We start from the raw sequence: 22,697 nt of genomic DNA on the forward strand, positions 1-22,697 counted from the left end.
TGTGCATCCCGTCCTTATTGCCGTTGGCACCGCCCTCGCAGCCGGCCCGGTCGCCGCCGGTCCGCCTCCTGACCCGTGGCACGCCTGGCTCCTCGTGGCGCTCGCGCGGCAGGTCGATCGGCAGCGCTGGCTGGTACGGGTCCAGCGTGAGCGCCTCTTTCGTGCCTCCCGCCGTGGCGACGTACCGGGCATGCCGGGCTGGAAGTTTTACTTTCACGGCATCGGCCTCTGCCTGACCGCACCCGACGGCGAGACGATCGACGTCGACGATCACGGCGATGACGGCCTCACGATCGATCCTTGGTTCTTCACGCAGCGCATCCTGAGCCTCCCTCACCCCGCGCTGCCCGAGCGGCGCCTGCTCGCATTCCTTCCGACCGGTGACGCCATGGCCGCCGCGATCCGCGAGCTCACCCGGGAGGGACTGCTCGTCCGCAACGAGCATCGGCACGTATTCCGCGCCGCCCCTGAGATTGAGGAGAACGCCGGGGCGTTCGCCGCGATCGACTTCTCCGACGCGTCCCTCCGCGCTCGCTGGGCGGAGCACCTCGGCGATCACGAGCTGCTCGCCGTCGAGCGGCCCTCGGCGGCCGCCCAGGCGCGAGCCGCCGCGCAGCGCGACGCCTACAAACGGTACTTGCTCGCGGGGATCGCGAACGAGGCGACGGCAAGCGCGTTCATCGAGCCCCTCGAGACAGTGCTCGATCCGCCGGAGTTCGTCGATGTGTGCGCGGGGCTGATCGACGCGTCGGTGAACGCGACCTCTGCGCGCGCGATCGAGCGGCTCGACGCACACCCGGACTACCCCGTCTGCCCGGCGGTAGCCAGGCTGCTCGCCCGCGTGGATCCGGCGCTGCATCATCCCTACGCCGTGCACGCCGCGGCCCGGTACCTGCTGCGCCGCGGGATCGAGCGCGATCGCGCGGTCGACGTGGTGCTGGCGTTCGCGCGCGTCGAGGTCGTCGAGGGCTATCTGGGCAACCCGTTCCTCGGCGAGCTTGCCCTGCTGCTGCTCGAGCATGCGCCTCCGCACGCGCTCGCCGCGCTCCGCCGGGGGCTGCGATCGAGCACGCCCGCGGTCCGGACGGACGTCGCCGCGGCGCTCGCGGCGCTCGGTCAGGCGTGGTGCCTCCGCGAGCTCCTGCTCGCGCTGGACGACGCGGCCACGTTCGAGGAATCGGCCTCCGTGCGGGCCGCGCTCTCGTGGATTGGATCGGACGAGGCGCGCGCGGCGGTCGCGCGCTGGACGCAGACCCACGTCCTGCGGACGACGGAGGGCCCGGGCTATGGATGGGAGGAGATCCAGGAGGCCTGCGCCGATGAGTCGCTCGAGTACGAGATCGAGGAACGTCGCGCCTGGGCCGACGCGATCCGACCGGGGATCGATCCGGACTTCGACCGCGTGGTGTGGGGATGAAAGGCAGGTGGTGGGGGATTCCCCCATCCTGCCGAAATGATGGAACCGCCAAGACGCCATAAGGCGCCAAGATTATTACTTCATTTCTTGGCGTCTTATGGCGTCTTGGCGGTTCAAAAGACTCCAAAGTACCCCACCACCGGGCGATGCGGCGCCGCCTCGCCGTCGCCCGGTCACCCCCGCTTATCGCCGCTCCTCCGCGCCCATCAGCGCGGAGAGGCTCTGCCGCTGGCGGCCCGCCCCGTCGAAGTTCGATGGATCGAGCCAGCGCTCGAACGCCGCCTTCGCCGCCGGCCACTCCTTGTCGATGATCGCGTGCCACGCGGTGTCGCGGGTGCGCCCCTTGACCACCGCGGCCTGCCGGAACACGCCCTCGAAGCGGAACCCGAGCCTCACCGCCGCCGCCCGCGAGCCCGCATTGAGCGCGTGGCATTTCCACTCGTAGCGCCGGTAGCCGAGCTCGTCGAACGCCCGCCGCATCATCAGGTACATCGCCTCCGTCGCCGCAGGCGTCCTCTGAAGGAGCGGTGAGTACCTGATGTGCCCGACCTCGATGACGCCGTTGCTGGGGTCGATCCGCAGGTAGGCCGCGACGCCGACCGCCCGTCCGGTCGTCGCGTCGATGATCGCATGGAACAGCGGATCATCGCCCAGGCACGTGGCGTCCATCCAGGCGTGGTAGTCCGAGAGGGTCGCGAAGGGCCCATAGGGCAGGTAGGTCCAGCCTCGCCCCTCCGCGTCCGCGAGGTTGGCGGCATGGAGGTCCGCCGCGTGCTTCTCGGGGTCGATCGGCTCGACCCGGCAGGTGCGCCCGAGCAGGATCTCGCGCGGCGGCAGCGGCCGCGGCGTCCAGCCGGGGAGGGGGTGGCCGATCGGCTGCATCAGAGAATTCATGTGCTCCACGGGATCGCTACCTCCGCAAGGTCGTTCGCTGGCGGCACCCGCCGCGGGCGCCGCCAGCCGCGTGTTACTGCGCCCCGATCGTCGCCGCCACCTTCTCCTCGATCCCTTCCCACGTCGCCGGTCGATCCGCCGTCGAGTAGGCCTGGAGCATCACCTCGCGGTCCCCGAGCACGACGACGTAGCTCACCATCTGCACCCCGTTCTTGAGCCCGTTCTTCACGCTCACCGCCGGCCGCCCGCCCAGCATGATGCGCGTCGCCGGGCCCTTCGTGACGGTGTTCGCCGGCCGTTGCTCGTCGAGCACCTTGCGCTCCTGCTCGAGGAGGGCGTCCAGCTGATCGGGCGGCACCGCGCCCTCGAGTGGGAAGACGGCGACCTGGAACACGACGGGCGTCCGGGGCAGCTGCCCGTACGTGTGGAAGCGGATGCCGGCCAGCTCCTCCACGGACGAGGCGCTCGCGAGCGCCTCCGGCAGGTCCAGGGCGACGCCCGTGTCCGCGACCGCGGTGCGCGTCAGCGCCGGCGGCGCGCGGAGCTCCCACGGGCGGCCGGCGGCGAACGCCATCGCCACGGACAGCGCCATCGCCGCGGCCGTCAGGGCGGCCGCCGCCGTGAGGAGGGGGCGCGGCCTCGGCTCGGCGTCCGCCGCGCGCTCGCGCCGGTCCACGGGCGTGAGGCCCCGGGGGAGGACCGTGACGACGAGCGCGAAGCCGACCACGCCGCCGCCCAGGTGCGCGAGCAGGTCGACGCCGGGCTGAAAGCTGTAGACGAGGTTGAGGCCGAGCGGCAGCCACGCGCGGCTGCGCATCTGCGCGATCATCGCGGGGGGCAGGAGCCCGTGCGGGCGGAGCGCGACGCCGATGCCGGCCGTCATGAGGCCCCAGATCGCGCCCGACGCGCCGACGCTCCACCGGTCCTCCAGCATCGCGCTCGCGAGCGACCCGCCGAGCGCCGAGGCCCCGTAGAGCAGGAGGAAGCGCCGCGGGCCGAGGAGCGCCTCGAGCATCGGGCCGAAGGACCACAGCGCCAGCATGTTGACGAAGAGGTGCATCGGGTCGGCGTGCAGGAACGCCGAGGCGAGGAGCCGGTAAAGCTCCCCATGGCGCACCGCCTCGCCGCTGTTGGCGCCCATGCGCCACAGCGCCGCCTCGTGGGTGCCCGAGCCGAAGGCGTAGCTCACGGCGAGCAGCGCGGCGCACGCGATCATGAGCGTCGCGGTGACGCGGCGGCTGCCCCTCAGCCTGTCGACGATCGCGCGCTCCTGCTGCGCCAGGGCCTGCCCCTCGGCGAGCGCCTCCGCGAGCGCCTGGGGCTCGAGCGGGCCCACCTCGGCGAGGCGCTCGTGGGCCCGCTCGAGGGCCGGCAGGGCCTGCCCCTTCACGCGCGCGAGCTCGCCCGCGGCGTCGAGGTGGTGGAAGCCCATCGGCACGGGCTGCACGAACGGCGCGACCTTGGTGAGCGCGGCCTGGCCTGGGGCAGCGCTCCCGCCCACCAGCACGACGTGCGTCGGCGGCCCGCCGGGCCGCACCGCCTTCACGAGCGGCTCGAGCAGGGCGTGGAGCTCGTCGGCCGACGGGTCCCCGGGCGCCGTGACGAGCGCGATCTGGAGGGGCGCCGACCTGCCCGCGAGGAAAGCCAGGCCCGGGTCGCAGCGGAGCAGCACGAGGGCGTCCGGCCCGCGGAGCAGCGCGGCGAGCAGGCGGTCGCGTCGAGCCGCCGCGTCGTCCCCGGGCGCACGGTCCATGATCGGCAGGTCCACCACGCTCGCTTCTCCTCCTGCTTCCCCTTCCCGCAAGAGGTCGCGCGGCGAGCGTAGCCGAAAGGCGGCGCGCGCAGGATCGCGGAGCGCGCCCGGCGAGCTGCCGCGCTCGTCCCGGGTCGGCGCGCCCGGCCTCCTCGCTAGGGCATCTGCGACGCCCGCGCCGCGTGCGCCGCCACCTCGCGGCGGAGGGCCTCCGTGACCCCCGGCAGCTCCTGGAGCCAGTCCCGCGTCGGGCGATTGCGCATCAGCCAGGCGACAGCGTCGTCCATGGCGCTGAACACCTCGTAACGAAGCCGCGAGCGGCTCAGCAGGATGAACTCGATGGCCACGTTGCGCACGAGCGACGCCTTGAAGCCGTGGCCCTCGAACACCAGCGCGGCGCACATCCCGTGGGCCGCGAGCTCCCTGGAGAGCTCCGCGAGCGAGCCGCGGACCTCCCGCCCCGCCGGGACGGTGTTCTCCTCAAGGATGACCAGCGTCGCCTGCAGCTCGCTGCCGCGCTCGCGCAGGATGCTCCGGATCTCGCTCACCGCGGCTGCCGTGGTGTGCCGGCGCCAGATCTGGAAGAGGAGGCCCTTCCAGGTGGCGACGCAGTGATCTTCATCCAGCGCGTGGAGGAAAGGCCACGTCGCCCTGCGTCCGCCCTCGCTGCGCGGCGGCGGCGAGCTCGCGGGCGGCGCGGGATCGTCGTGGTCCCTGAGCGGCGGAGCCGCGAGCGTGCTGCTGAAGCAGGCGGCGACCGCGGCGGGCGGCCTCGCCGTGACCATGCCGGCCGGGGAGGCCTCGGGCGGAGGGAGCGAGCTGCGGCGACGCGCCGCCGCGGCGCCGAGCGACGCTTCCGGCAGCGGGAGCGAGGTGCGGCGACGCGACGCCGGCGCGGTCGACGCCGGCGCGGTCGACGCCGGCGCGGTCGACGCCGGCGCGGTCGACGCCGGCGCGGTCGACGCCGGCGCGGTCGACGCCGGCGCGCTCGGCGCCACGCGCGCGGCGCCGTCGAGGAGGCGCTCGAGGACAGGGCACATCGCGGACGCGCTGGTGAACCGGGCGAGGGGGTCGCGCTCGACGCAGCGAGAGAACCAGGCGTCGAATCCGGCGAAGAAGGGCGGCAGTCCGAGCTCGCCCGCGCGCCGGCTCGCGGTAGGGATGGGCGCGAACAGGATTTCCCGGAGGAGCGCCGGGAGATCTCGGCCCTGCCAGAAGGGCTTGCCCGTGAGGACGAAGAACGCGAGGAGCCCGTAGGCCCAGACGTCGCTCTGGGGGAGCGCCCCCTGGCTCTCGCGCGATTGCTCGGGGGCCATCCAGAGGGGCGTGCCGACGGCGGCCGTCAGCGAGGAGCGCGCGTCGGCGATGATCTTGGCGATGCCGAAATCGAGGAGCTTGACCCGCGGCGCGGCGCCGTCGCCGGCTTCCTCCAGAAAGACGTTCTCGGGCTTGAGATCGCGGTGAACGATGCCCGCGCCGTGCGCGTCCTCGAGCGCGCGCCCGAGCTGCCCGAGGACGCGGCGCGCCTCCGCGAGCGGGAGCGGGCCTGCCCGCTCGACGCAGGCCGCGAGGGTCTCGCCCCGGAGGAGCTCCATCGCGAGGTACGGCAGGCCCGTCACGCCGTCGACGCCGGCGATCAGCACCTCGACGATGTGCGGCGACCCGATGAGCCCGGGAGCTCGCGCCTCTCGCTCGAAGCGGCGGCGCTCCTCCGGGTCGACGGCGCGCACCGGGTGCATGACCTTCACGGCGCGCTGGCGCGCGGTGCTGTGCTGGCGGCAGAGATAGACGCTGCCCGTGCCGCCCGCGCCGAGCGGGCGCACGACCTCGAAGTCGCCGCCGATGATGCTGCCAGCTTGCAGGCCGTAGGGTGAATCCATGGCGCGGACCGAAGCGTTTGCGTGACGGAGCCCCCCGCGCGTGTCGGGCGCGATACCGCCGATTCAATCATGTTGTCGGCCGCTGGCGAGCCGAAGACATCGCGTGGTGTGCTGTTCCAGTGGCGTCGTCCCGGTCCGACCCGGTCACACCCGCGCTCCGTCCACCGCTCGATCGCTGCCGCCGCCGCGCTCGCCCCGAGGATTGCTGAGCGAACGGTGCTTCGCTGTTGCAGTTGCAGAGGCGTGGACGGATCCTCCGCGCGGCGTGTGGTGTCAGGAGAGCTCGGCGATGACCGCGTGGTGGTCGGACGCGGCGCCGACGTCGATGACGTCGGCCAGCGCGAGCCGGCCGGCGAGCCGCGGCGACAGCAGCACGTAGTCGGTCCGCGTCTCCACCTGCGCGCCGTCGCGCCCGCGCAGCGCGGTGAACCAGCGCGAGGTGCGCGGCCTCAGGAGCAGGGCGTCGGCCCAGCCGAACGCCTCGATCGAATCCATCGTGTCGAACCGCGGCGGGCTGCCGTATTTCTCGATGCCGGCCGCCGCGAGGCGCGCGCCGAGGTCCGCGGGGTAGGGGTCGCGGCGCGACAGCGCGTTGAGATCGCCGGCGAGCGCCCAGAGGCCCGCGGCGAACCGGGCGGGCGGCACGAGCGAGAGCAGCCAGCGGGCCTCGGTGAGCCGGCGATCCTCGCTGCCGGCGTTGAGGTGGGTGCCGAGCACCACGAGCGGCTCGCCGCCGAGCGAGAGCTCGACCTCGACGAGGCAGTGGGCCAGCGCCTCGGGCGCGTGCACGCGCGCGCCGGCGAGCGGCGCCCGGCTGACGACGGCGACATGGTTGCGCCTCCCGTTCGGGCGCGGGTTGGCGTTGCCCAGGACGGCGTGCCGCTCGCCGGCGGGCGCGCCGATCGCCTCGGCGACGGCCCGGAGCCGGGCGCCGTCCTCCCAGCCCACGCACTCCTGGAGGACGAGCAGATCGGGGCGCGCGGCGGCGACGATCGCGAGGATCGCCTCGAACCGATCCTCGCCGCCGAAGAGGATGTTGAAGGTCATGATCTTCACGGTCCGATCAGGCTAGCTCCTCCGAGGCCTGGGCGTCTGCGCGGAGCGGTCGAAAGGCGCGCTGAATCGGGTGGACGCGGCGCCCGAGACGGCACACGAAGCGGGCATGGCCGGCGACGTCCTCCCGATCCGCAGCGATTCGCCGCTCTACGCCGCCGCGCTCCGCCTCCGGCGCGAGGTCTTCGTCGTCGAGCAGTCCGTGCCCGAGGACATCGAGATCGACGAGCTCGACCCCGTCGCGCGGCATTTCGTCGTCCTCGAAGGCGGCGAGGTCGTCGCGACGATGCGGCTCCTGCCGTACGAGGGCGCGCTCAAGGTGGGCCGCGTCGCCGTCAGGAAAGACCTTCGCGGCGCGGGCCTCGGGCGGCGGCTGATGGAGGAGGCGATCCGCGTCGCCGGGGCCGAGGGCGCGCGCGCGCTGGTCCTGAACGCCCAGGTCGCTGCAGCGGCGTTCTATCGCAAGCTCGGCTTCGTCGAGGAGGGGCCGATCTTCGACGAGGCGGGGATCCCGCACACGAGGATGGTCCGGCGGATGGCCTGAGCCGGCGGGCGCTGGGGATAGAAGTCCGGCCGGGGATGGCGACGGCCATTGGCGTGCTCGGCGCGCCACAACAGGTCGCGACCTCTGCCATTCCACCCGCGGCCGGGCGGACCCCGCCGCTTCGCCTGCGCTGCCCCTGTACCGATCGCAGACCCGAAGATGCCAAAAAAACTCGTAGAGCGCGGCGCTGGGAGGCGCGACGAGAAAGCAGCGTGTTCCTTCTAGCGCACGTTGCGCATCGCGGTGTTCGAAGACAATCTACCTGATCAATGATGTCGAAAGCGGGCGGGCGAAGCAGCGGATTGGACGGGCCTGGCTGCCCGCGCGAACGCCCTGGTTCACCTCTGCTCGGCTGGATTGGGATCATCCCACGAGCCGCGAGCGCCGTCACCGTCGTGACCGCCGGGGCCGTCCTGGTGGGCTGGTGGCTCGATGTTCAGACTCTCAAGAGTGTTCATCCGACCTTCGTGACCATGAAGGCGAACACGGCGCTGGCCTTCCTTGCCGCCGCCGCGTCGCTGTGGCTCCACTGCCGCGCGGGATCGAGCTTATGGACGCGCCGGCTTTCGCGGGCGTGCGCCGGCGGAGTCGCTGTCGTCGGGCTGCTCACGTTCCTGGAATATGCGCTGAACCTGCCGTTCCATATCGATCAAATTCTCTTTCGGGAAGGGCCGGGCGCCGTCGGCACCCCTCACCTCGGAAGGATGGCTATCACGGCGGCCATCTGCTTTCTCCTCCTCGGCACGGCGCTGTGCCTCCTCGACGCGAAGGCGCGGCGCGTGCGCCGGCTCTTCTTCGCGATGGTCGTGCTGATCGCGCTGTTCGGGCAGCTGGCGGTGCTCGGATATGTGCTCGGGGAGGGGTATCTTTATGGCGTCGGAGCGACGACAGCGATGGCGCTGCATACGGCGCTGCTCTTTCTGGTGCTGTCTGCCGGCGTCCTGTGCGCGCGGCCCGAGCTGAGCGGCGTCGAGCTGCTGATGAGCGCGGGGGCAGGCGGCGTGATGGCACGCCGCCTGATTCTCGCCGCGTTCGGCGCGCCGTTCGTCCTCGGCTGGGTGATCGTGAAGGGGCGGAAGCTCGGCCTCTACGATTCGGCGTTCGAGTCGTCGCTCCTCGTCGTCGGCTGCGTCGTCCTCATCGTGCGCCACATCTGGAAGAGCGCTGCCGCGCTGGAATGCATCGATCGGGATCGGGGGAGGGCCGTGGAAGATCGCGGCCGACTCGCTCTCCGCGAGGAGGCCGCCCAGGCTGCCGTCCGAGAGAGAGACGAGTTCCTCTCCATCGCGTCCCACGAGCTCAGAACGCCCATCGCCGCGCTCCAGCTCACGCTGCAGGCGCTGGAGCGCAGGCTCGGCGGCGGCGAGCCGGCGACCGTCCGGCACGACCCCACCGCCCGCGCGGTGGAGGGGAGCCTTCGACAGGTCGCGCGGCTGACGCGGCTCGTCGATCAGCTGCTCGATCTGTCGCGCATCAAGGCGGGTCGCCTCGAGCTCGAGCTGGAGAGAGTCAATCTCGCCGAGGTGGTGCGTCAGGCCGTCGAGCCGCTCCGGGGGGTGCTGGCGCAGGCGGGCTGCGCGCTGCGTCTGCACGTCGAGCGCGAGATCCTCGGTTGCTGGGACGCGCTGCGGATCGAGCAGGTGGTGACGAACCTCGTGTCCAATGCGCTGAAGTATGGCGCGAACGCCCCCGTCGAGGTCAGCGCACTGCGGCGCGGGGACACGGCCGTGATCGCGGTGCGCGATCATGGAATCGGCATCGCCCCCGAGAACACGGCGCGGATCTTCGAGCGGTTCGAGCGCGCTGTCTCGTCGCGCGACTACGCCGGGGTGGGCATCGGCCTCTTCGTCGCCAGGCAGATCGTCGAGGCTCACGGCGGCTCGATCCGGGTCGAGAGCGCGCTCGGCATGGGTTCGACCTTCGTCGTCGAGCTGCCCATCGAGCACGTCGTGGAGCCGCTGGAGGCAACGCGAACCAGGCCGGAGCGGAAGCGCCCGCAGGCAAAACGCCGCGCGCCTGAAAGGACGAAGTCCGCCGTCGAAGACGATGGCGAGCTGAGTGCCACGCTGGTCGACCTGCTCGACAAGCCGTCGATTCCTTGAATAAGCCTATCCAGATCGACAGGTCGCTCCGCATCGTCGACCGGTCCCGCTCGGAGCCCGCCCCTCCCTCTTCGCCGCTCGGCCTCACGAGAGGCTCTCCGGTGCACGAGAGAAGTCGAGCCCTCGAAGGCAGAAATCTGCTCCGACGAGCTGCGACGCCGACGGCCGTAGGATGATGGCATCATGAGCTCTGTACGCCGCTCCGTCGCGCTCGCCCGTTCTGTCCCCATCGTCATCATTCACCTGGTCTTCGCGGCGTGTGGCGGGGAGCCGGGGCCAGGCGTCGCGTCTGCCGAGGAGATCGGCGTCGTCGAGAAGGGGGCGTGGATCGAAGGGCGCGACGGCGGGGACAGCGCTGTCGCGTGGGGCAAGTCGGTCTGGGTCTATGGCGATACCGTTCTCACGCAGGCGGACGAGGCCGGGACGAACTGGCACCATAACTCGTTCGACATCTCGGACGATCTCGACGCGTCCGACGGCATCGGTGGCTTCTCCTCGCCGGCCGATGGCGTGGGGGCGCCGGGGTACTTCATCGCGCCCACCGCGGACGAGCAGGCGTTCAACGACGCTCACGCCGGCGATGACTGCGCCGAGGCGCCGTGCGGCGCCCGCTGGGCGGTGTGGCCCGGGGCGCCGGTGTTCGATGCGGCGCGCGACCGGGCCTTGATCCCTTATGGCCTCATCTACGCGGAGCCGGGCGACTTCAACTTCCGCGGCGTGGGCCAGTCGTTCGCGATCTGGGAGGGCCTCGACGAGGCGCCGGAGCGGCCGATCGTGGACGCGAGCGCCGAGCACCCCGACCTGCTCTTCGGGGAAGGTGAGCCAGGCTGGGGTGCCGCGCTGGTCGCCCACGGCGACGACCTGTACACCTTCGCGTGCGACGGCAGTCACTCCAAGCCGTGCAGCCTCGCGCGCGTGCCGCTCGAGACGCCCGTCGACCGGGGCGCCTTCCGCTACTTCGACGGCGAGGGCTGGAGCGACGACGCCGGGGATGCCGCAGCGCTGTTCGACGGCGCGCCCATCATGTCCGTCTCGTACTGTGAGCACCTCGGGGCGTGGCTCGCGGTCTACTCGCCCCCGTTCGACCACCGGATCGTGGCGCGCACCGCCCCGGACCTCACCGGCCCCTGGTCGGACGAGGCCACCCTGTACACGGCCCCCGAGGAGCGCGCGCCGTACGACGCGGTTCACCACGCGGAGTACGAGGAGGACGGCGGCCGGGTGCAGTACATCACGTACTCGCGGCCGACGAGCGGCTGGTTCGGGTCGGAGTTCGCGCTCGTCCGCGTCGTGCTGAAGTGACCGGCGGGCGCTCGCCCCTGACGGGCAATCTCCCGCGGGGGCTCAGCGGGTGAAGCGGCGGATGGCGTGCCGGATCTGCTCGGGCGCCATGGGATCCGTCGACAGGGCGCTGTGCAGCACGAGGCCCTCGATCAGCGCGTCGAGCCCCCGCGCGGTCACCGGGTCGAAGTGGAGCTCCAGCGCGCGCCGGCTCCGCAGCATCCAGGCCTGGGTGACGGCGCGCAGCGCGGGCCTCCGGGCGGCGGCGACGTAGAGCTCGACGCTGAGCACCAGGTCGCGCTCCGAGCCGAGCAGGGCCGTGGTGAGGTGCTCGACGAGAAGCTCGACCGCGGCCCCGCGGTCGCACGCGGCGCGCATCTGCTCCTCGAAGCGGGCGGCCATGTCGTCCGCGTGCCGGGTGAACGCCGCGGCGAGCAGCTCGTCGATCGAGGCGAAGTGGTACGTGGTCGAGCCGAGCGGCACGTCGGCGGCCCGGGCGATCGAGCGGTGGGACGCGCCGGCGACGCCCTGCTCGGCGATCACGTCGAGCGCGGTCGAAAGGAGCCGCTCCCGGCGCCCGGGGTCGTGGCGGCGGGCCCGCCGCGCGGGGGCGGCGCGCCTCGCCCTGGCGGCGCTCATCGCGCCTCCGTCATCCTCGCGCCTCGCCCGGCGCCTGCGCGGCCCCCGCGGCGTCGAGGGCGCGGATCACGCGGGCGGGGTTCCCGACCGCGACCACGTTGGCCGGCAGGTCGCGCGTCACGACGGAGCCCGCGCCGACCACGGTGTTGTCGCCGATCGTCACCCCCGGAAGCACGATGGCGCCGCCGCCGAGCCACACGTTGTTCCCGATCGTGATGGGCTTCGCCGCCTCCCATTTCTGCCGCCGGGGCTCGGGCTCCACCGGGTGGGTCGGCGTCAGCAGCTGCACGTTCGGGCCGAACTGCACGTCGTCGCCGATCGTGATCGGCGCGACGTCGAGCGCGACGAGCCCGAAGTTCGCGAAGCAGCGCGCCCCGAAGGTGATGCGCGAGCCGTAGTCCACGTAGAACGGCGGGCGGATCTCGGTGCCCTCGCCGATCGCGCCGAGCAGCTGCTCCAGCAAGCGGCGGCGCAGCGGGCGCTGCCGCGGCGACGTCGCGTTGTACGCCGCCACGAGATCGAGCGCAGCCGCGCTCTGCTCGGCGATCTCGGGATCGTCGGCGATGTAGAGGTCGCCAGCGAGCATCCGCTCGCGCATGGACCGGGAATCCTGAGGGGTCGGCATATGGACGAGTGTACACTTCATAGGAACGGGTGTCCACATCGGCGGCCGGGACGAACGCGTCGGCGTTCGGGCGAGGAGCGCGAGCGCAGCCAGCCGGCCTGCGCCTGCCTGGCGAACGATGCTGCTGCGATGTTCCATCAAACCATGTGCGCAGGACACGCCGGTGGGCGCGGCGCTCGCTCGCACGAGCAGCGCACGGGTGTGCCACGACGTCGGCGTCCTCTGGCGTCTGGATCGGGTCGGCCGGCAGAGGAGCGCCACGAGCTGCTCGGATTCCCGTGCAATTGGCCGCTTGGTACACGGCTTGTTAACCGCTCTGCCCATGTCAGGAACCACCTTTATTCACGTTCGTGGGAGTTTTGTGCTGGTGCTCGCCGCGCTCCATGGCTGTGGCGGAGAGAGCACCAACGCCGAAAGCGGATCGGGGGGCAGCGGAGGCGCGGGCGCTGGAGCGACGTCTGGATCCGGCGGTGGTTTGGATGGCGGCGGCGGCGGTGCGAGCACGGGTGGCTCGACGACGGGCGGCGCGACCACGGGAGGCTCGGAGACCGGCGGCGCGACCACCAGCGGCGCAGGCGGACCGCCTCCGACCGCGCTTTGCCCGGAGGCCATTCCGGTGCCCGAGGCGGAGTGCCGGCAGCAAAACGGCCCCTCGTGTTTCTATGGCGATTGCGAAGACGGCCAGCGCACGGTCGCGACCTGCCTCGCATCGGGGTGGACGCTCGAGACGCGACCCTGCGCCGCGTTTCCCTGTACCGGCAGCCAGGAGTGCATGCCCGGCGAGATCTGCTCGGTGATCCAGGGCGGCGCCTTCTTCGGGACGTGCATCGCCAATCCCTGCGGAACTGGCCCTGTCACCTGCGAATGTGCTGATCCGGGCTGTCCCGCGTGCCGCGTCGACGATTCATCGGGCGGCATCACCGTCACGTGCAACACCTGTCCGGGCGGTGGCTGCCCGTGAGCGCGCTCCCTCGCCGCCTGAACGGGCCGGCTTCAGGAGCTGTGCCCAGGCCAGCACCTCATCGCGCCGGGCGCCGTACGGTAGGACGTGGCTCCAGGGCGGGCTCGTGCGCGGCCGCCCCGGAGAGGTCCATGATCAGGGGTAGACATAGGGCGCGTCGAGCCCGAGCGGGAGCCCGAGCTGCCAGTACGCGAGAAGGAACAGCGTCCAGGCGACGAGGAAGGTCACCGAGTAAGGGACCATCAGCGCGACGAGCGTGCCGATCCCCGTACCCTTCACGTACTTCTGGCAGAAGACGACGACGAGCGGGAAATACACCATCAGCGGTGAGATGATGTTCGTCGTCGAGTCCCCTATCCGGTACGCCGCCTGCGTGAGCTCCGGCGAGATGCCGATCGACATGAGCATGGGCACGAGGATCGGGGCGAGCAGCGCCCATTTCGCCGATGCGGACCCGATGAGGACGTCGGTGATCGCCGTGAGCAGGATGACGCCCACGATGGTCACCGCGCTCGGGAGCGCCAGCGCCTGCAGCCCCGCGGCGCCCTTCAGCGCGAGGAGCGCGCCGAGGTTCGAGCGGTTGAAGAGGGAGATGAACTGCGCGGCGAAGAAGGCCATGACGAGGTAATAGGCCATCGTGCTCATCGTCTTGCTCATGCCGTCGATGACGTCGCGGTGGCTCGTGAACGTGCCGGCCGCGTAGCCATAGACGAGCCCGGGGACGAGGAAGAAGAGGAAGATGAGCGGGACGATCGCGCCCATGAGCGGCGCGCCGCTGACCGTGAGCTGCCCGCTCGGCGCGCGCAGCGGCGACGAGGCCGGCGCGCTCGCCGCGACCAGCAGCGCGACGCTGGCCGCCATCGACGCGAGGGCCAGCCAGAGCGCGCGCGCCTCGCGCGGGGTGAGCGCCGCCGTCATGCGCTGCTCCCCCTCGGGCGCGGCGTCCACGGGGGTCCGGGCGACGCGCGGCTCGATCACGCGGTCGGTGATGTACCAGCCGGCCGCGACGATCACGAGGCAGGAGGCGCTGCAGAAGAACCAGTTGCAGAGCGGGTTCACGGTGCGCTTCGGGTCGAGGATGCTCGCGCCGGCCTGCGTGAGGCCCTGCAGCAGCGGGTCGAGGCTCGACGGGATGAAGTTCGCGCTGAAGCCGCCCGACACGCCCGCGAACGCCGCGGCGATGCCCGCGAGCGGGTGCCGGCCGGCGGCCTGGAAGATGACGCCGCCGAGCGGGATGACGAGCACGTACCCCGCGTCCGCCGCGGTGTGGCTCGCGATGGCCACGAGGATCAGCATCGGCGTGAGCAGCACCCTCGGCGTGACCGCGAGGACCTTCTTCAGGCCGGCGTTGATGAACCCCGAGCGCTCGGCGATGCCGACCCCGAGCAGGGCCACGAGCACCACGCCGAGGGGCGGGAAGCTCGTGAAGGTCTGCACCATGGTCGAGAGGAACTCCGTGATCGCCTTGCCCGAGAGCTGGCTGTGGATCACGAGCGGCTGCTTCGTGCGCGGGTCGATCTCGCCGAACGTGAGCGTCGCGAGCGCCGCGGAGAGGACCACGACCACCGCGGCCAGCAGGACGAAGAGGACCGCCGGATCAGGCAGCCTGTTGCCGGCGCGCTCCAGCGCGTCGAGGACGCGGCTCGCCCCGCGGAGCTCGGCGCGGGGCAGGGGAAGGGACTGCTCGGGTTGCTCGCTGGACATGCGCTCATCTTAAAGCGATCTCCCCGCGGAGCGTGGCGCGCTGAGCCGTGATCGGCCGCTCGGGCCGGCGCCGGTGTGCTTCTGCAGGAGCAATGGATCAGCAGCGATTGCTGCCGGAGCAGCAATGGGCGCCAGGGCCGCCGCGCAGATCAGAGCAAATGGCGCGCTTTGATCTCGAGATACCGGTTGATGAGCTGCCCGGTGAGCTGCCCGGGCGCGACGTCGAGCACCAGCGCGCCGTGGTTCTTGAGGTCGCGCACGAGCCGGTCGCGGAAGCTCGAGAGCTCGGCTGCGGCGCCGCGCGTGTACGGGTCGGCGTCGCCGCCCTCGACCAGCGCGTCGATCTCCACGTCCCGCAGCAGCACCATGAGCGGCAGGTGGCGCGGCATCACCCCGCGCATCAGTCGGAGCAGCTCGCTCGCGGCGACGTCGTCGACGACCTGCGTGAAGAGCACGATCAGGCTCCGCTTGCGCACGCGCAGGCCCACGTGCTGGAACGCCGAGCCGTAGTTGGTCTCGACGAGCTCGGGGTAGAGGTCATACCCCGCGGAGAGCACGTGCTTGGCCGCGCCCGCGCCGCTCACCGGGGGCGCGTAGCTCTTGATGCCGTCGGCGAAGGCGAGCAGGCCCACGCGGTCGCCGCCGCGCGCGGCGACGTGCGAGAGCATCAAGCTCGCGTTGAGCGCGTGATCGAAGAGCGAGAGCCCCTGCGTCTGCGCGGTCATCAGGCGGCCCGCGTCGAGGAGGAAGAGGAGGTTCTGGTTGCTCTCGAGCTGGTACTCGCGGCTGATGATCTTCTTCTGCCGCGCGGTCGCCTTCCAGTCGATGGAGCGGAACTCGTCGCCGCGGCGGTACTCGCGCAGGCGCTCGAACTCGCTCTCGCCGCCGCGCTTGCGCGAGGCGCGCAGCGCCGACGGATCGCGATCCTGGCGCGCCATGAGCTCGAAGGTGCGCACGGCCTGCACGTCGGGGTACACCTTGACCGGCGTCTCCGCCGGCACCGTGACCTGCCGGATCCAGAGGCCGAACGGGGAGAGGTAGCGCACGTGGTGATCGCCGATCACGTGCGCGCCACGGCGGGTGGGGCGCACGTGGTAGCGGGCCGTCGCGCGCTCCCTGGGCGGGAGCTCGAGCTTCACGGGCAGGTCGTCGCTCTCGGCGTGATCGAAGAGATCGTCGGCGACCTCGATCGAGAGCTTGCGGCGCGAGAGCGAGCGGATCTCGAGCGTGATCAGGTTCGGGCGCCCGATGGAGAGCACCGCGGGGGCGTGGCGCTTCACCGTCACCAGCGGCTTCCGCGCGAGCAGCGCGTCGATCGCGGCCCAGAGCGCGATGCCCGCGTCCGCGGCGAGCATGGGCAGGAGCAGCGTGCGATCGACGAGCGTCGCCACCGCGAGCCCGAGGGGCACGATCGCCAGCAGGACGAGGGCGCGCGAGGGGATCATCGCGCTCAGGCCGCCGTCTTCGGCACCTTGGCCTCGCGGAGGATGTCATCGACGCAGTCGTCGGCGCTCACGCCCTCGATCTCGGCGTCGGGGTGCAGGATGAGCCGGTGGCGCAGGATGGCGGGCGCGAGCGCCTTCACGTCGTCGGGGATGACGTACTCGCGGCCCTCGCTCGCGGCCATGGCGCGCGCGACCGCGAGCAGGCCGATCGACGCGCGCGGCGAGGCGCCGAGGTAGACCGAGCGGTGCACGCGGCTCCGGCCGACGATGTCGGCGATGTACTCGATGATGCCGTCGTCCACGCGGATCCGCGCGAGCCCCTCGCGCATCTGCACGAGCTCGGCGGCGGTGGCGACGCGCTGGATCTCGAAGCGATCGAGGCGCGCCGCGTGGAAGCCGTTGACGTGGTTCTTGAGGATCAGCCTCTCGACCGCCTGCGAGGGGTGCTTGACGTTGACCTGGATCAAGAAGCGATCGAGCTGCGCCTCGGGCAGCGGGTAGGTGCCCTGCGACTCGATGGGGTTCTGCGTGGCGATGACGAAGAACGGATCCGGCAGCGCGCGCGTGATGCCGTCGGAGGTGACCGCGAGATCCTGCATCGCCTCGAGCAGCGCGCTCTGCGTCTTGGCGGGCGCGCGGTTGATCTCGTCAGCGAGGAGGAGCTGCGTGAAGATCGGCCCCTCGTGGAAGACGAAGCGGTCTTCCTTCTGGTTGAAGACGTTGCCGCCGGTGACGTCGCTCGGCATCAGATCGGGCGTGAACTGGATGCGCTTGAAGGTGGCGCCGAGCACGTGCGCGAGGGTGCGCACGAGCAGCGTCTTGCCGAGGCCGGGCACGCCCTCGATGAGCACGTGGCCCCCGGCGAGGACGGCGACGAGCGTGTGCAGGATGAGATCGTCCTGGCCGAGGAGCACCTTGCCGGCCTCGCGGCGGAGGAGATCGAAGCGATCGCGGAATTCAATCGGGTTCATGTCGTCTTTCGATCGGAGGTTCGCTGACCGGTCGCGTCGAGGAAGCCCTGGAGCTCGCGCACGAGCTCGAGATCGGCGGCGGCGCCGTCGCGCGAGCGAGGCGAGGGCCGCGCGCCGCGCGCGCTCTCTGGCGCGCGGAGCGACGAGGCGGGCGCGGCGTCCTCGCGGGCGCCGGAGGCCTCGACCAGCACGCGCATCACCTCGGCCTCGGGGCGGCCGGTGCGCGCGGCGATCGCCTCGGCGAGCGGGATGAGGCCCCGCCGGCCGGACCGGTGCACGCGCTCGCGCAGGCGATCGAGCGCCCAGCTCGCGTAGAGGCCCGCGGCGTGGCGCGAGGCGCGCGCGCGCCGGTAGGCGAGGCCGAGCGCGCGGGCGTGATCGGCGAAGGCGCGCCGGCCCGCGGCGGGCGGATCGCGGAGGCGCGCGAAGGCGCTGCCCTTCCAGAGATAGAGCAGCGCGAGGAGCAGGAAGAGCTGCGCGATCACGGGCCAGAGGTTCGCCTCGCGCACCGCCTCGAAGGGCGTCTCGGCGCCGACGCCCGTCCACTCGTCGACGATCTCGACCTCGGTCGCGTACGGCGCGAACCGGAGCAGATCGAGGAAGAGCTGCGCGTTGTCGGGGGCCGCGAGCGAGACGTTCGACACGAGGCGATCGTCCGCGACGACGACGACCTTTCCCTGGCCGAGGCGGCGGACGACGCCCGCGGTCGAGGACGATTCGCCCCGGAGGATCATGTAGAGGTCTTCGGGCTCGTCGCCGTTCGCCTCGACGAGGCGCTTGCCGGGCGGGAGCGAGGCGCGGAGCCCGCGCGACCAGTCCGCGGCGAGCGCCGTCGACGTCTCGGCGTCCTGGGCCACGCGCAGGCCGAGCTCGACCTCGTCGGGCAGGCGCGGGAGCCCGGCGAGGAAGAGCGTGCCGCCCTTGTCGCGCACCCACGCGAAGAGGTCCTTCCACGTCGCGTCGTCGATCGCCGCGCCCGGCAGCACCACCAGCGCGAGCCCGCGATCGGGCGCCGCGAGCGCCTCGCCGCGGCGCCGCGCCTTGAAGCCCTGCTCCTTGAGCACCTCGAGCACCGCCTGGGTGCCCGAGGGCGACCGATCGCCGCCGCCCTCGTCGCCGCCGCCGGCGTGCGGGGTGCAAGAGACGCAAGAGAGCGCGGCGGAGAGGCCGAAGGCGACGAGCGCGAGCGCGAGCCCGCGGCTCACGAGCGGGACGACGCGGTCCATCACCGCGCGGAAGATCGGCTCGGAGGGCGGCGTGACGCCGAACTGCACGCCCTCCACGTCGCGCACGATCGATCGCATCGCGCCCTTGAGATCGGGCCGCTCGCGCAGGCTGCGCACGTAGTCGCCGTTGGTGCGAGAGGGGTGGATCTCGATGAGACCATCCCCGTCGAGGCGGCGCAGGAGCGCGGCGTACGCGTCGTCGATCGCGCGCGCGTAGTCGCCGCGGGCCGCGTGGCTGCGCGCGCGCGCGAGCAGGCGCTGCACGTCGGTCTCGACCTCGCGCCTCGCCGTCTCCTCGGGCGTGGGGCCGCGCGCGGGCGCCCTCTCCTCCTTGGCCTCCTCGGCGGGCGCGCGATCGCGGAGCAGGTTCTTCAGCAGCGCGTGGATCACCCCCCCGAAGAAGACCACGAGCAGGCCGATGAAGAGCGCCGACGCGAGGAAGCTCATCCCCGAGAGATCGACGCGCATCTCGGGCCCGGGGCGGCGGCGCTCGTCCTCGCTCGGGCCGCGATCGGTCGGCGCGCCGCCCGCGCGATGTTTGCCGGACGCGTCGCGGCCGCCGCGGCCGCCGCGGCCGGACGCGGCCGAGCTCGAGAGCTCGACCGGGGGCAGCTTGCACGCGGCGGGGAGCTCCGGGCACACGTCGCTCGATCCGGCGATGATCGGGCACCACGCGTGCTCCTCGGGGGTGAGCGGGTAGTCGTCCTCGTGGCAGAAGCGGTAGCGATCGTCCTCGAGGACGTCGCGCACGCTCCAGTGAACGTTCTCTTGGACGTTCTCTTCCACGTCCTCCGCCCGGGCGTCCCGCGCGAGCGGCGCGCCAGCGGAGAGCGCGACGAGGGCGGCGAAGAGGCGCGCGCGGCGGCTCACGCGGCGGCCCTCTTCTCGCCTTCGCGCGCGGCGATCGCGAGGAAGCGGAGCTGGATGTCCCAGCCGTCGGCGCGCGTGCGCGCGTCGATGTAGTGGAGGAAGCGCGCGGTCGCGACGTACGGGATGCCGGCGAAGAAGCCCGCGAGCGCGAAGGGCGAGCCGCCGTCGTCGAGGAGCGCGCCGAACGGCTTGCCGAGCTGGAGGATCGCGTCGACGAGCGACTGGCCGAGCAGCTCCGCCGTGAGCGCGATGCCGGCCTGCGCGAGGAGCAGCGCGATCAGCGCGCCCAGGACCGCGGCGACGCGGCCGGTGACGAAGCGGCTGCTGCGCTGGATGGCGTCGCCGGCGCGCGCGGCCTCGAGCAAGCTGGCCTCGTGCACGAAGACGAGGCGCGGCCAGGCGAGGGGGAGGCCGAGGAACATCGGGAGCGCCGCCGCGGCGAGCAGGAGGCGGCTCAGGAAGAGCATCCACAGGTACGACGAGAGGCGCGCCTTGAACAGGCGGAGCACCTGGCCCGCGCTGAGCTCCTCCGAGAAGAGCAGGCGCCCCACCGCGACGGTGAACACGCCCTGCGCGACGCCGCCGAGCGCTATGGCGACGCCCCACACCTCGAGCCACGACCAGCCCGCCGCGTGCCGCAGCGCGAGGCAGCCGGCGAGCATCGGGAGGAAGAGGATCGCCGAGAGCCGCGCGTAGAGGCCGAGCGCGAGCGACATGGAGAGGCGGCAGGCGAGATCGAGGATCTCGGAGAGCGGGCGCGGGCGCAGCACGATCGCGGAGGCGCCGAGGTTCATCGCGAGGCCTCCTGCGCGGGGCGACCCGCGAGCGCGAGGTAGAGGACGATGAGCAGCGAGAAGACGCCCGAGGCCGCCCACTTCACTGGCGGGGGGAGCCCCGAGGGGGACCAGAAGCCCTCGATCCCCGCGGCGATCAGCAGCATCGCCGCCGCGCCGAGGATCTGGCGCACGATCGACGGCGCCGCGCGGCGCAGCGAGCCGACGCGCGTGCGGCCGCGCGTCTCGACGAGCGCGTAGCCCATCTCGAGCCCCGCGCCGCCGGCGATCACGATCGCGGTGAGCTCGAAGGGCGCGTGGCTGCACATGAACGTCCAGATGTTGCCGCCGTGGCCCACGCTCATCACGTGGCCGACGACGGTGCCCGTGAAGAGGCCGTTGTAGATGAGGAAGAAGATGCTGCCCGCGCCGAAGAGCACGCCGGTGGCGAAGCAGCGGAAGGCGATGCCGACGTTGTTGAAGACGTAGAACCCCGCCATGCCCGTGTCGGTGCCCGCGTCGCGCCCGTTGAGCCCCTCGCTGTACATCTGGGCCATGCCCTGGAGCACCGGGCTCGGGAGCACGTGGGTGGCGAACTCGTCGGAGGCGAGCGCGCCCGCGATGCCGACGAGCGAGGGGAGGAAGAAGAGCGCGCAGGCGATCGCGAAGAAGCGGCCGTTCGCGCGCAATGCGCGCGGGAAATCGCGGGTGAAGAAGGAGACGATGTCGGGGAGGCGGAAGGGCTCCGCGCCGTAGAGCGCCGCGTGCGCGCGCGCGGCGAGCGCGTCGAGGTACGCGGTGAGATCGGGCGTGTAGCGCGCCGCGCGCGCGCGCATCAGATCGGTGCAGAGCGAGCGGTAGAGCGCGGCGAGGCGCGAGATGGCGGCGCCGTCCTTCTTCGCGAGCGAGCCGCTGTCGTGGAGGAGGAGGCGATCGAGCTCCTGCCAGTCCGGCCTGCGGGCCGCGACGAACTCGTCCTGGGAGCGGGCGCCGATCACGCGCTCACCTCCTTCTTGCGCTTGCGGCGGGGCTTCGGGCCGGTCGCGGCCCCCTCCTGGCCCCCGCGGTGCGCGTGCGCGCGGTGGTGGAGGACGCCGAGGAAGCGCGTCGCGTCCTTGTAGCGGACGCCCATGCGCCGCGCGAACACGGGCGCGGTCATCTCCGCGAGCTCGCTCGCGCGCGCGGGCGAGAGGCGATCGAGGCGGCGGAGGAAGAGCTCGATGGCGTCGAGCTCCTCGCCGGAGAGCGGGAGGCGCGCGGGCAGGCTCGAGAGCTCCGCGGGGCTCGGCGCAGGTCGGAGGACGAGCGGGCCGGCGACGGTGTGGCGCGCCTCGACGATCACGAGGGTGCCGCCCACGAGATCGCCGAGGCGGCGGAAGCGCGGATCACGACCCATGACGGCGAGGCCGACCGCGTACGTGCCGAGGAACGAGAGCGGATCGATGAACGGGGGGAGGAGATCCGCGGCGCGCAGCAGGTTGCGCAGCAGGCTGTCCCCGAAGCGGAGCGGCTGGCCGCCGTCGGTGACGACGCGCAGCGAGAGGGCGCGCTTGCCGGGCGTGCAGCCGCTCCAGAGGGTCTCGAAGAAGACATAATACCCCCACTCGATCGCGAAGAGGACCAGCAGCACGAAGCCCGTCGACGCGCCGCGCAGCGCTGGCCCCACCGCGATGCCGCCGATCGCGGCGAGCATCCCGACCGCGAAGACGATGACGCCGCGCACCACCAGATCGATGAGGTACGCGAGCGCGCGCCGCGCCGGGCCCGCGATCTGGTGGCGGAACCGCACGTGCTCCGGCGTCTCGATCTCGGCGCTCGTGTCGAGCGGCTCACGGAGCGTCTCGCGGTGGATCATGCGGCGAGGAGGGCGATCAGGATCCCGCCTTGGGCGGGGCGACGACGACCTTGGTGCCGGCGATGCGATCGTGCAGGCAGCGGCGATCATCGCTGAAGATCATGAGGCCGTCGACCAGGTTGACGATCCCGTTGAGCAGCTGGCCGACGGCGGGGATGAGGCCGGGGAGCGCGATGAGCCAGTTGCGGACGACGACGCCGGACATGAAGTCGACGCGCGAGCCGTCCGCCTTGATGATCTTGATCTTCGTCCACTTCTTCCCGAGCGTCTGCCCGCGCGTGGCGATGAGGTACCACTGGTAGATGACGAGCTGGACCGGGCCGAGGAGCGCGCCGATGCCGAGCCTCAGGTAGAGCGCTTCCTCGTCACGCGCGAGCTTACCGAGCTCGTCGGTGACGCCGAAGAAGAACAGGACGGGGAGCACGGAGCCGACGAGCAGCAGGTTGTCGAGGATCCGCGCGCCCAGCCGCGTGCCGCGCTCGGCGAGGACGTGCTCGCCCGGCTCGTCCTCGCCATAGGAACGCGCGTCGTCGGTCGTCGGTGCGGCGTACGGGTTGTACTCGTGCCTGGGATCGTCGAGCTGCATGCCCCCTCCTCCTCGTCGGAATTGCATCACCCGAGCGGCAGCGCGTCAATTGGCCGAGCCGCTCGGCCCCACACGGCGCACGCGCGGCGGCGCCCGGCCGCGGCCTCCCTGAAAGACG

General features: G+C 72.2%; 19 protein-coding genes. 5 read left to right on the forward strand and 14 right to left on the reverse strand.

The features are described from left to right. Positions 1-94: 94 nt before the first annotated feature. Positions 95-1,417: a DUF6896 domain-containing protein gene (locus WMF34_RS07315; protein ID WP_437994622.1), complete on the forward strand. Its 1,323-nt coding sequence runs from the start codon at positions 95-97 to the stop codon at positions 1,415-1,417. A gap of 183 nt (positions 1,418-1,600) precedes the next feature. Here WMF34_RS07315 and WMF34_RS07320 read toward each other — a convergent pair whose 3' ends face one another. The 4 genes from WMF34_RS07320 to WMF34_RS07335 all read right to left on the reverse strand — a co-directional run bounded on the left by WMF34_RS07320 (position 1,601) and on the right by WMF34_RS07335 (position 6,991). Further along, a complete protein-coding gene (locus tag WMF34_RS07320; protein WP_437992840.1) occupies positions 1,601-2,311 on the reverse strand; it encodes a GNAT family N-acetyltransferase in 711 nt (236 codons plus the stop codon). A 73-nt stretch (positions 2,312-2,384) separates the two neighbouring features. Then, the gene (locus WMF34_RS07325; RefSeq protein ID WP_012234014.1) at positions 2,385-4,082 is read right to left on the reverse strand and encodes a rhomboid family intramembrane serine protease; all 1,698 of its coding nucleotides are present in this window, start codon (positions 4,080-4,082) and stop codon (positions 2,385-2,387) included. Positions 4,083-4,219: 137 nt separating this feature from the next. Continuing rightward, a complete protein-coding gene (locus tag WMF34_RS07330) occupies positions 4,220-5,944 on the reverse strand; it encodes a serine/threonine protein kinase (protein WP_437992841.1) in 1,725 nt (574 codons plus the stop codon). A 273-nt stretch (positions 5,945-6,217) separates the two neighbouring features. Further along, positions 6,218-6,991, reverse strand: coding sequence for an endonuclease/exonuclease/phosphatase family protein (locus WMF34_RS07335; protein WP_437994623.1), 774 nt, complete (start codon positions 6,989-6,991; stop codon positions 6,218-6,220). 115 nt (positions 6,992-7,106) lie between these two features. Between WMF34_RS07335 and WMF34_RS07340 the strand changes: the two genes are divergently transcribed. From WMF34_RS07340 to WMF34_RS07350, 3 genes are all read left to right on the forward strand, one after another. Further along, complete coding sequence (locus WMF34_RS07340) at positions 7,107-7,541, forward strand: GNAT family N-acetyltransferase (protein WP_012234017.1); 435 nt, start codon at positions 7,107-7,109, stop codon at positions 7,539-7,541. A 269-nt stretch (positions 7,542-7,810) separates the two neighbouring features. After that, on the forward strand, positions 7,811-9,643 hold the full coding sequence (locus WMF34_RS07345) for a sensor histidine kinase (protein ID WP_437992842.1): 1,833 nt from the start codon (positions 7,811-7,813) through the stop codon (positions 9,641-9,643). Between the two features lie 183 nt (positions 9,644-9,826). Then, positions 9,827-10,945, forward strand: coding sequence for a DUF4185 domain-containing protein (locus tag WMF34_RS07350; RefSeq protein ID WP_437992843.1), 1,119 nt, complete (start codon positions 9,827-9,829; stop codon positions 10,943-10,945). A 42-nt stretch (positions 10,946-10,987) separates the two neighbouring features. Here WMF34_RS07350 and WMF34_RS07355 read toward each other — a convergent pair whose 3' ends face one another. Continuing rightward, entirely contained in the window at positions 10,988-11,563 is a 576-nt protein-coding gene (locus WMF34_RS07355; protein ID WP_012234020.1) for a TetR/AcrR family transcriptional regulator, read from the reverse strand. A 10-nt stretch (positions 11,564-11,573) separates the two neighbouring features. Then, complete coding sequence (locus tag WMF34_RS07360) at positions 11,574-12,161, reverse strand: sugar O-acetyltransferase (protein WP_012234021.1); 588 nt, start codon at positions 12,159-12,161, stop codon at positions 11,574-11,576. 799 nt (positions 12,162-12,960) lie between these two features. Between WMF34_RS07360 and WMF34_RS07365 the strand changes: the two genes are divergently transcribed. After that, positions 12,961-13,149: a hypothetical protein gene (locus WMF34_RS07365; RefSeq protein WP_437992844.1), complete on the forward strand. Its 189-nt coding sequence runs from the start codon at positions 12,961-12,963 to the stop codon at positions 13,147-13,149. Positions 13,150-13,284: 135 nt separating this feature from the next. Here the strand turns inward: WMF34_RS07365 and WMF34_RS07370 are convergent, their stop codons facing one another. The 8 genes from WMF34_RS07370 to WMF34_RS07405 form a co-directional block, all read right to left on the reverse strand. Next, positions 13,285-14,853, reverse strand: a complete 1,569-nt coding sequence (locus WMF34_RS07370) for an AbgT family transporter (protein WP_012234022.1) — start codon at positions 14,851-14,853, stop codon at positions 13,285-13,287. 149 nt (positions 14,854-15,002) lie between these two features. Beyond that, positions 15,003-16,298 carry a DUF58 domain-containing protein gene (locus tag WMF34_RS07375; protein WP_012234023.1) on the reverse strand — a complete coding sequence of 432 codons (1,296 nt, stop codon included), beginning with the start codon at positions 16,296-16,298 and terminating at the stop codon, positions 15,003-15,005. Between the two features lie 5 nt (positions 16,299-16,303). Further along, entirely contained in the window at positions 16,304-17,269 is a 966-nt protein-coding gene (locus tag WMF34_RS07380; protein WP_012234024.1) for an AAA family ATPase, read from the reverse strand. Then, a complete protein-coding gene (locus tag WMF34_RS07385) occupies positions 17,266-19,365 on the reverse strand; it encodes a DUF4350 domain-containing protein (protein ID WP_437992845.1) in 2,100 nt (699 codons plus the stop codon). Before WMF34_RS07385 ends, WMF34_RS07380 begins: the two co-directional genes overlap by 4 nt. After that, positions 19,362-20,159, reverse strand: a complete 798-nt coding sequence (locus WMF34_RS07390; RefSeq protein WP_012234026.1) for a hypothetical protein — start codon at positions 20,157-20,159, stop codon at positions 19,362-19,364. The genes WMF34_RS07385 and WMF34_RS07390 overlap by 4 nt, the downstream gene beginning before the upstream one ends. Beyond that, positions 20,156-21,136, reverse strand: coding sequence for a stage II sporulation protein M (locus tag WMF34_RS07395; RefSeq protein WP_012234027.1), 981 nt, complete (start codon positions 21,134-21,136; stop codon positions 20,156-20,158). Before WMF34_RS07395 ends, WMF34_RS07390 begins: the two co-directional genes overlap by 4 nt. After that, a complete protein-coding gene (locus tag WMF34_RS07400; protein WP_012234028.1) occupies positions 21,133-21,993 on the reverse strand; it encodes an RDD family protein in 861 nt (286 codons plus the stop codon). The genes WMF34_RS07395 and WMF34_RS07400 overlap by 4 nt, the downstream gene beginning before the upstream one ends. Positions 21,994-22,009: 16 nt before the next feature. Beyond that, positions 22,010-22,579 (reverse strand): RDD family protein, encoded by a 570-nt coding sequence (locus tag WMF34_RS07405; protein WP_437992846.1) that lies wholly within the window; start codon positions 22,577-22,579, stop codon positions 22,010-22,012. Between the last annotated feature and the right edge of the window lie 118 nt (positions 22,580-22,697).

The sequence above is a fragment of the Sorangium sp. So ce145 genome (assembly GCF_051525985.1).
In the GTDB taxonomy this organism is placed as follows: domain Bacteria; phylum Myxococcota_A; class Polyangia; order Polyangiales; family Polyangiaceae; genus Sorangium; species Sorangium cellulosum_B.